This is a genomic window from Micromonospora sp. NPDC092111 (genome assembly GCF_044755745.1).
Classification (GTDB): Bacteria; Actinomycetota; Actinomycetes; order Mycobacteriales; family Micromonosporaceae; genus Micromonospora.
On the sequence record NZ_JBIVRQ010000013.1, the window covers coordinates 165,969 to 174,873 of the forward strand.

9 protein-coding genes and 1 pseudogene are annotated in these 8,905 nt (G+C 67.6%); 6 read left to right on the forward strand and 4 right to left on the reverse strand.

Annotation, left to right across the window (positions count from 1 at the left end; genetic code table 11):
* Window positions 1-130: 130 nt before the first annotated feature.
* Window positions 131-658, reverse strand: coding sequence for a hypothetical protein (locus tag ACIQG9_RS23435; protein ID WP_400406025.1), 528 nt, complete (start codon window positions 656-658; stop codon window positions 131-133).
* Between the two features lie 1,191 nt (window positions 659-1,849).
* Here ACIQG9_RS23435 and ACIQG9_RS23440 point away from each other — a divergent pair.
* Window positions 1,850-3,058, forward strand: coding sequence for a peptidase M23 (locus tag ACIQG9_RS23440; protein ID WP_400406027.1), 1,209 nt, complete (start codon window positions 1,850-1,852; stop codon window positions 3,056-3,058).
* A 676-nt stretch (window positions 3,059-3,734) separates the two neighbouring features.
* Here the strand turns inward: ACIQG9_RS23440 and ACIQG9_RS23445 are convergent.
* The gene (locus ACIQG9_RS23445; RefSeq protein ID WP_400406029.1) at window positions 3,735-4,148 is read right to left on the reverse strand and encodes a nuclear transport factor 2 family protein; all 414 of its coding nucleotides are present in this window, start codon (window positions 4,146-4,148) and stop codon (window positions 3,735-3,737) included.
* Window positions 4,149-4,232: 84 nt separating this feature from the next.
* Here ACIQG9_RS23445 and ACIQG9_RS23450 point away from each other — a divergent pair, with 84 nt between their 5' ends.
* From ACIQG9_RS23450 to ACIQG9_RS23460, 3 genes and pseudogenes are all read left to right on the forward strand, one after another.
* Window positions 4,233-4,820, forward strand: a complete 588-nt coding sequence (locus ACIQG9_RS23450) for a TetR/AcrR family transcriptional regulator (protein WP_400406033.1) — start codon at window positions 4,233-4,235, stop codon at window positions 4,818-4,820.
* 434 nt (window positions 4,821-5,254) lie between these two features.
* Window positions 5,255-5,404 (forward strand): hypothetical protein, encoded by a 150-nt coding sequence (locus tag ACIQG9_RS23455; RefSeq protein WP_400406035.1) that lies wholly within the window; start codon window positions 5,255-5,257, stop codon window positions 5,402-5,404.
* Between the two features lie 84 nt (window positions 5,405-5,488).
* Window positions 5,489-6,037: pseudogene (locus tag ACIQG9_RS23460) on the forward strand (flavoprotein); the annotation flags it as partial.
* Here the strand turns inward: ACIQG9_RS23460 and ACIQG9_RS23465 are convergent.
* Window positions 5,996-6,562: a DUF4184 family protein gene (locus ACIQG9_RS23465; protein WP_400406057.1), complete on the reverse strand. Its 567-nt coding sequence runs from the start codon at window positions 6,560-6,562 to the stop codon at window positions 5,996-5,998. The pseudogene ACIQG9_RS23460 and the gene ACIQG9_RS23465 sit on opposite strands and share 42 nt — an antisense overlap.
* A 279-nt stretch (window positions 6,563-6,841) precedes the next feature.
* Between ACIQG9_RS23465 and ACIQG9_RS23470 the strand changes: the two genes are divergently transcribed.
* Both ACIQG9_RS23470 and ACIQG9_RS23475 read left to right on the forward strand, forming a co-directional pair.
* Entirely contained in the window at window positions 6,842-7,252 is a 411-nt protein-coding gene (locus tag ACIQG9_RS23470; RefSeq protein ID WP_400406037.1) for a VOC family protein, read from the forward strand.
* Window positions 7,253-7,498: 246 nt separating this feature from the next.
* Window positions 7,499-7,990 carry an ester cyclase gene (locus ACIQG9_RS23475; RefSeq protein ID WP_400406039.1) on the forward strand — a complete coding sequence of 164 codons (492 nt, stop codon included), beginning with the start codon at window positions 7,499-7,501 and terminating at the stop codon, window positions 7,988-7,990.
* Window positions 7,991-8,414: 424 nt separating this feature from the next.
* Here ACIQG9_RS23475 and ACIQG9_RS23480 read toward each other — a convergent pair whose 3' ends face one another.
* Complete coding sequence (locus ACIQG9_RS23480; protein WP_400406041.1) at window positions 8,415-8,600, reverse strand: hypothetical protein; 186 nt, start codon at window positions 8,598-8,600, stop codon at window positions 8,415-8,417.
* Window positions 8,601-8,905: the final 305 nt, after the last annotated feature.

Consider the following 8,905-nt stretch of genomic DNA (forward strand, 5'->3'; position numbering starts at 1 on the left):
CGGCCCCCCCGCCCCCCCCCCCGCCGGGGCGGGGGGGCCGGGGCCCCCCCCCCCCCCCCCGGCGGGCGGGCCCCGCGGGGGGGGGGGGGGGGGGGGGGGGGGGCCGGGGCGGGCCCCCCCCGCGCCGGGGTCACTCGGGGATGACGAACTGGGCGGTGCTGGTGGCGTTGTAGTTGACGCCGTTCTTCTCGGCGTAGTGGGTGCAGTTGACCGTGACCGTGCGGGACGGGACGGGGACGCCGGTGACCGGGACGATCGGGGACCAGAAGGTCACGTCGACGAGCGCGCCGTTGTTCTCGGAGTCGTAGTCGTTGGTGGAGTAGCCGAGCACGGTGGCGGAGCAGCGGACGTTGATGTAGTTGGCGTCCACCCGGTCGTTGCCCCAGGTGGCGAGCCGGGAGTATCCGCGGACCTTGATGCCGCCGCGGCGCAACGGCCAGGTTCCCTCGTGGCCGGTGCCCTCCAGTTGGATGACGCCCTGCAGGTTGTACGCCGGCGGCGGCGGGGGCGGCGGCGGAACGGGGTCGCCCCCGCCGCCACCGCCGTCGCAGTTGAGGGAACAGTCGGGTTCCGAGGCGTACGCCGGCATGGCCACCGCGCCGGTGCCCGCAAGGCAGGCCAGCAGGGCGATTCCGACGGTTGCAGTGCGTCTGAGCACGTCATCTCCTGTCAGCAGACCCCTGGAATGAGCACCCAGGGCGCTCGGTTGAGCGCGTAGAGTATCTACCCGGTTTTCGATGCCGCAGTATCGACCGTGCGGCGCGCAGTCGCCGCCGTCCGGCGCATCCGTCCATCCAGGACTGTCGTTCGATGCGCCCGGACAGTGGAAGGCTCCGAGGCCGGAGCCCGCTGCGCGACGGCGGCGCGGGGCGGCGTCGATGCCCATCGCCCCGGAGCGCCTGCGGTCGCTGCGCGGCGGATCGTCGTGCCGGGGCCCGCCCGCCTTCCCGGGTTTCTGGTCGGGCTCGGGCTCGCGGCCGGCCCGTTTCAGTGGATTGACGAAGGGGGGAGAGATGCCGAACGCCCGCACGATCGTCGCCCCGGCTGAATCGCTGGAGTCGACGGCGATGAACGTAGTCCTCGCACGAAATCCCCTCTGCTTCAGAGGGCAGTTTCGGCGTTGGCTAGACGCCGTCTTCGCCCTCTGTCCGGGGTGAGGGCGGACCGCATGTCGAACAGTTGTGGTCTCTGCCGTCGGGGCCGTTCGGCCATGAGTAGACGACATCCGCGCCGGTCTGCTGAGCGAGTTGCTGCGCCATCCGAAGGCCCCAATCGCGCCAAGCAGTGCGGCTCTGGTCGTCTGTGGCCTCACCGCCCCCATACTCGCTGTGTCGCTCCCACCACTCACGCCAGCGCCGCAGATCCTCGGCAAGTTCTGCCGTGAGCCCGAGTCGTTGTGGTGTCGTCATTCCGGCCGGCTCCCAAACAGGGAATGCGGAATAGTCGGCAAAGACGTCCAGGCGATGGATTCCTGCGGGACGACCTTCAGGGCACCATCGTGCGTGCCGTCGAAACTCGTTCAACCAACAACCTCTCTCCACTTGATCCCATGATATGCGTCTGGTCGGTCACCACCCGGGTTCCAAAAATAGCTTTCAAGAGATGCGTACCCGATTGCCACTCCTCATTCATTCCTTCGTACGTTCCCTACGCTGACCATCCTGCCCACTTCGGGACGGGCCACCCGGCCGGTGGGCCGTCCCGCCACGGTCGCGGCGGCGTCGGCATGGGCGGTGGCGCGCATGCCGGCCGCCGCGAGGCCAGGGCCAAATGTAGACAAACCTCGATGTGGCGGTTAGCGTCGCTCACCTGCATCGCAACGATGTGTGTCCATGTCCGGAGGTGTTGTGTGTTCAGCCGCCATGCCCGGGGTCGGGCCTGCGCAATCGCGTTGGCCGCCGCGTTCGTCCTCGTCAGCCCCGCCACCGCCACCGCCGCGCCGGCCGGGGTAGCGGCTCCGGGGCCGTCGGCCGGGGACGTCACGGCGGCGGTGACCGCCAAGCTTCTCGACCAGGCTGGGCACGCCGCCGACGCGAGGCTGCGGGCCGCCGGGGCGGACGACACCCGGGTCGTGGTCACCCGGCGCGGCGGCCAGACGTGGGCGTCCGGAACGGCCGTCATCGTCGCCCCGCACGAGGAGGGCGCCTACCCGGCGGGCTGGGTTTTCGTCGCGCACCGCGACCGCGCCGGCTGGCGGGTCGCCTTCGACGGCGAGCCAGGCTTCGCCGGCCTCGCCCAGGACGCCCCGTCCACCGTGGTGTCGGCACCGGAGCAGGCCATCTTCACCGCACCCCGCCCGGCGTACGCCGGTGGCGACTACCGGACCGGCATGCGGCTGCCGTACGGGGTGGGCCAGTCGTGGTACTTCACCGGCGGGGCACATGGCTGGGCGGGCAACGACTCACCGTGGAGTTCGGTCGACCTGGCCGGCGGCGACCAGCGGGTGCTGGCCGCACGCGGCGGTGCCGCCTACACCATGTGCCGGGGTTGGATCCGCGTCATCCACGACCGTGGCTACGCCACCGACTACTACCACCTGTGGAACAACATCAGCGTCAACGGGGCCAGCGTTGGTGAGGGCACCTACCTCGGCGACACCGGCACCGACGTCACCTGCGGTGGGGCCGCCAACGGCCGGCACGTGCACTTTGCCCTGCGGCAGAACAACGCGTACGTGCCGATCGCCGGGCACAACCTCGGCAAGTGGGTCGTGATGAACGGCGGCGGAACCTACCAGGGTTACGCGCTGCACGGCTCGGCGCAGGTCAACGTCGGCGGGGCGCTGTACAACCACGGCTCGCTCGGGCTCAACCAGGGTGTCATCGACGCCAACGGCGGCGGCACGGTCAACCGCCGCACCGGCCCCGGGACCGGGTACGCGGTCGCCGGCTCGATCGCCGACGGCGCGACCGTGACGGTCTCCTGCTCGGCGAACGGCACCACGCACAGCGGCCGGTGGGGCACCACGGCGCTGTGGAACAAGCTGACCGACGGCACCTGGATCACCGACGCCTACATGTGGACCGGTGCGGCAGGCCCGATCAACGGCTGGTGCTGAGGCGGCCACACCAGCAGCGGCCCGTCGGTGCTGACACCGGAGACTCTTGTGCCGATGGTACGGACGGGCTGGAAGCCCGGCCCCTGGTAGCCGTCGGCCGGAACCTGGCGATGTCGGCTTGCCGATTTGTCGAGGCTGACGTCACCCGGCGGCTGTGCTGCGGCGAGGTTGCTGAAGCATCGATGTAGGAGAACATCCTCCGAGTTGGAGGGGCGGGAGTCAACGGTAATGCCATGGAGGGTGGAAATTCCCTCCATGGCATTACCGAGTGCGGCAGTCATTCAACTGCTCGCTCAACGATTATTTAGCCAAGTGATGAAATGATCAACCCAAACTGCAGCGGAGCAAGCTATTATTAGGCCGAGCACAATCGGCGCAGGTGGTATTTCACCGTCGTTCAGGACCCGACCTATCTCCAGTGAGGCGACCAGCAGAGCTAGCCCCAACACAATCCTGACGATGATGGACCTAATCTCGCTCATGGTTAGCCTGCATATCTGCGATGCTCATAGCCGCCGCCGGACTTGTACATTTTGAGATAGACGTACGGGTGGGTCTGCGTGTAGCAGCCGTAGTAGGCCACGCAGTAGTCGAGGTTGGCCCTCTTGTCGTGGTAGGCGGGCCTCCACCTTCAGGCGTCGCGGCCCCGGACCAAGATCCCGGCTGGAGGCTGCCGCTAAACGTTGCCGACGCTGGCCAAGGTTTCGGCCAGTACCAGGGGGTTGAGGTAGTCGCGGTACGAGACGACCAGGCCGTCCCTGATCCGCAGAACCGCAATGATCGTCTGGTGCAGGGGTGCGCCGGTGGGGATCACGGTGCCGTGAGCCTCGTACTCGACGATCACCACCTGCGGGTCGGTGGTTTCGTAGATCACCGTGTTGCGGTAGTCGTCGAACTTGACGAGGCCGTTGGCTTGCGCGGTGAGGAACTCGCGGATCCGGTCGCGGCCCTCCACGCGGCCCGGGACGCCTGCTGGTCGGTACGGCCACTCGATATAGCCGTCCGGCGCGAACAGGTTGACGAACGTTTCGGTGTCCTGCTGGCAGCTCGCGCGCAAGATCTGCTCGACGACTTCGCGTGACGTGGCCACGGCCACCCCCTTTTATTCAACGCTTGTTGATTGAACGAGCGTAGAACGTAAGGCGCCGCCGGTCAACGGCCGTAGAATGAACGCGTGACTGCGTCGAGCGCCCGCCCTACCAGAGCGCAGCAGCGCCTCCAGAGCGAGGAGCGCATCCTCGCCGCGGCGCGCCAGATCTTCGCCGAGCGCGGCTACGACCGGACCACGATCCGGGCTGTGGCATCGGCTGCCGGTGTCGACGCCGGCCTGGTCATGCACTACTTCGGTAGCAAGGACCTGCTCTTCGCCCGCGCCGTCGAGGTGCCCGCCGACGAGCTGCCCGGCGGCACCTCAGGCGAGGTGGCCGAGGCGCTACTCACGTCGCTGAGCCGGCGCCTGACCGGCGAGCCGGCGGCCTCCCTGGCGGTACTGCGCTCGATGCTCACCAACGCCGACGCCGCCGATCGTTACCGAGCCGCCGGGGAGCCCCAGCTCACCCAGCTCACCGAGGCAATCCCCACGCCCGACGCCGACCTGCGCGCAAGCCTGCTCAGCGCGATCATCCACGGCGTGATAGCCGAGCGGTACCTGCTGCGCCTCACGCACCTCGCGGACGCCTCACCCGAGCAGATCATCGACCTGCTGCGCCCGTGCTTCCAAAGCCTGACCACACCTCCACCAACATCGGCGAAACCGCTGTAGCTGGCCGGCCGGCTATGATCCGACCGTGTCAGGACACTCACGAGGTGCTTCGGGCTCCCTTCCCGGCAGCGGGCGAGCCATCTCGTGACGAGCGTGGGAACACCTGAGGGCGAAGGCCCGGTGAGTCGCCCGTCGGGCCTTTTCCAGCAGCCGCTCTGGACCGGGCTCGCGCTCGTGGTCCTGAGCGCCGGCCCGCTGGCCCTGGTAGCTGGCGTGAGCCGGTACGTCCCCGACGACGACAGGCTGGGCATCGTCGTGACCGGCCTCGGCTTGACCGCTCTCACCGTGGTCGTCCTGGTCGTGGCCATCGTCGGCACCGCGCGGGACCGGCGCGTGTGGCGTGACCTGGACACGGCCGGCGTGCGCGTGATGGGCCGGTCACGTCGGCAGAGCGCGTGTGGTGCGGCGAGGACGACCGCTGCACCAGGGTCCGGATGCTGGTCACCATGCCGGGCGGGCCGCCGTTCACCACGAGCCACCTCGTCCCCGGCGAGAAGATCGTCGACGTCGGGACGCGCATCCCGGTCGACGTGCACCCGACGCGCGACCTCTTCCGCCTGGTCGACGACCCGTCCTCGGATTGAGGCGTCCCGACAGGTTTCGCACGGCACGCGACGTTCCACCCGGCGACCTGAGAGGACGGTTCAGCATTCATGTCTCGGCCGCCCATGACCGCGGCCCAGGCCGCCCCGGTCGTCCTGCTCGTCGTGTGTGCTGCGCCGCCGGCCGCCAAGGTAACCGAGCTGGCTGAACGGCTCCGGAACGACGGCTGGGACGTGTACGCCGTCACGACCGAGGCTGCCACCGCGTGGGTTGACCTGACGGCCCTGGAGCGGATTACAGGTCACCCCGTCAAGAGCGAGCGACGTGGACCGCAGGAACCGAAGTCGCTGCCGGCAGCCGACGCTGTCATCGTCGTACCCGCCACCTTCAACACGATCAACCAGTGGGCCGCTGGCATCAACAACACGGCGGCGCTGGGCATCCTCAACGAGGCGCTGGGAGCGGGTACGCCGGTCATCGCCTCGCCATACGCCAAGGCTGTGCTCGCCGCCCACCCGGCCTTCAACCGCAACCTCGAACTGCTCGCCAGCGCTGGGGTTCGCTTCACGGCCACCGAGGCCCTACGACCCGGCACCCCGGACGGACCATTCCAGTGGGGAAGCGTGCTCGACCTACTGCACGGCGTCGCAACGGCGATACATCGCGCCCCGCAGGAATCGCTGACCAACCTCACCGGGTCGTCGGACAAGCACTCGCCCGACCAACCACCCTCTCAAGCACTCACTCAGCGATCCTGAAAGCGGTCGGCTCGATCCCGGTCTGCTGCGCGACCCTGCCGGACGTTCCACAGCACGGCGTAGGCCAGCACTCCCACCGCGAGGCCGGACATGCCACCGGTCACCACCTCGCGTAGTGCGGCCACGAGCGGCGACGGCCAGCGCTCCTGCCAGGGTGCTCACCCACCAGAGGGCCTCGGTGACGGCGGGCGAGTCCGGCAGGGGCGACCACGTGGCAGAGCCGTTTTCGTGGACCAGCGCGTCCCAGATCAGGTGGGTGGTCACCCCGATCACCGTCGAGAGGACGATCCAAGCTTGGTACGCGGCTGGCGTCCAGCGGAACCGGTCCGAGGTCCCGATCAGGCGTCCTGCCGCAGCCTGCGGGAGCAGGGCGAGAAGCGGGCGCTTGAGCAACTGGTGGTACAGCACGAGCAGAAGCAGCGCTATGACGGTCCCGGCCATGAGTCCGGTGCCGAGTTCGTGCGTGTAGGTCAGGTTGAAGCTGCTGTACGGGTGAAGGGCATCGGAGGCTCCCAGGTTACGTTCGATCTTGATCCGGAGCTTACTGAGCTGGGGCGACGGTTCACCACCGCGTCGCGCGACCACTACGAAGCGTTCGCCACCATCGCCAGCGCTCTGATCTGCTACCGCCGCCTCACCAGAAGAGACACGCCTTTACTCCCACCCTCCTGGGGTCTGTCTCGAAGTCCGGCTCGTCTGATCCTGTGGCAAGATCGCGGGATGCTACGACTAACCGACTTCATCATCGATTGCCCGGACACGATGAAGCTGGCAGTTTTCTACTCCGGGGTGACGGGGCTCCCGGTCAAGGAGGGCAGTAACGAGAACTGGGCTGGTATCCAGTTCGGCGAGATCGAACTGGCCTTCATCCAGGTGGAGGACTACCGCGCCCCGCAGTGGCCCGACAGCGAGCATCCCAAGCAGTTCCATCTCGACTTCGAAGTCGACGACATCGAGGCCGAACAGCGCCGCGTCCTGGCCCTCGGCGCGACCCTGCACCGGGACTGCATCGGTCCCAACGGCTACGGCTTCCGCGTCTACGCCGACCCCATCGGCCACCCCTTCTGCCTCTGCCGCAACAAGGGTGTCATTTGGACCGATCAGGGCCCCGTCTGGCCCAAGCGCGGCTAGGCGCTCGCGACGCCGAAGGCCAACGGGCGGTAGGTGTTGACCGGAACGCTTGATCATGTTCCGGACATCATCGCCGATCGTCCGGGTCTGTTGATCGTGGCGGACAAGGGATGCGTCTGCGCCGAGCTGGATGGGTGGCTGGCCGAGCGTGGGGTGGCGGTGACCATGCCGCGCGGTCAGGTAAGTCACCGGGGTACGCGGAGTACAGTCAAATGACAGATGTTTGCGGCTGTGCGACGGTGGAGGGTGAATACCAACACCAAAGCGTTCACGGGGGAGCCGCAGGGAGGATCGACAATGTCCGTTGAAAGCACCGCCGGGGAAATCACGCCCGAGAACAGCAAGGCCGTTGTCCGAAAGTATTTCGAGGTGTTGGACGGAGGCCGCGAGCACCCGGCCTCCATGTGTACGGATGACTTCAAGTTCACCGTTTTCGGATCCCCGACCATTGGCCTGCAAGAGTCCATTGACTTCGGAAAGATCTTCTTCGAGGGTATCCCGGATCTGATGCACCCGCTGGACGAGCTCATCGCGGAGGGCGACACCGTCGCCTTCCGATACCACTACGAGGGCACGCACACGAACGAATTGATCGGGGCCGCCCCGACCGGCAACAAGATCCACTATTATGGCATGGGATTCATGCGGGTCCGCGACGGCAAGGTCTCCGAGTTTATCGTGTCCCCCGACCGGGTGAGCTTGATGCAGCAGATCGGGCTGCTGCCGGCGGACAACTGATCATCGGCGGGCATCCAGCGCTCGTACGTCTCAAGGCTCGGCCACAGAGACGCCGCGCGGTCTTCACCGAGTCTTCTCGGGCAACGCCCTGAACACTTCGGTGACCGCCGAAGTTACGGTGCGGACCCGCCCGAACGCGTTGCCGTGCAACGAAAAGACGCAGAACCCCTGCATGGAGTGGGCTCCTCACAGAGCTACTTCAGCAGGGGTTCTGCGCCGCCATCAGCCTGGTCCCCACGTCGGTCAGCCACGCCCAGTCGTGGAGGCGCGGCCCTCCGATCCGGTGCCGGTGCTGCGCCGGGTCCACACCGTGGCGGGCACATCGGCGGCGATCTGGTCGGCGCGTCATTTGGACTCGCCGTCGCCCAGCGGCACCCGGGCCGTTCGCAAGAAGCGTAGGCACCCCGAGAGAGGTCCACCATGCTCAATTGGCTGCGGTTGGCGCGCGAAGCATCGCAGCGAACCGGTCGAGCCGCTTGTTGATCCAGGAGATGTGGCGGTCCGCTGGCAGGTCGAGGATCGGCCGGATGGCGGCGTTGGCGGAGTCGAGGTCCCCGACTTGCAGGAAGGCGGTCCCTTGGTAGATGTGGGCCAGCGCCTCGTCGCCCAAGGACCTGCTCTTCGGAGGCTCCTCTGCCCACAGCGCGATCGCCCGCCCCGCCTCTCGGGCAGCTCGTTCCGCGTCCGCCCCACCCGCCAGCCATATCAGGCTGCTCCCCGCGTAGTAGTGCTGTTTCGCAACGGAGAAGCCGAAAAGACCCTCCACCGAGTCCGTGCTGGCAAGCTCTTCCCGTTCCGCCAGAGCTAGGTGTGTCTGACAAAGGTTGAGCGTTCTGGCTGGAACTCTGGTCTCGTGTCGCGTTGTTCAGTTGCTCTCGGATGCCCAGTGGTCGTTGATCGAGGGGATGCTCCCGA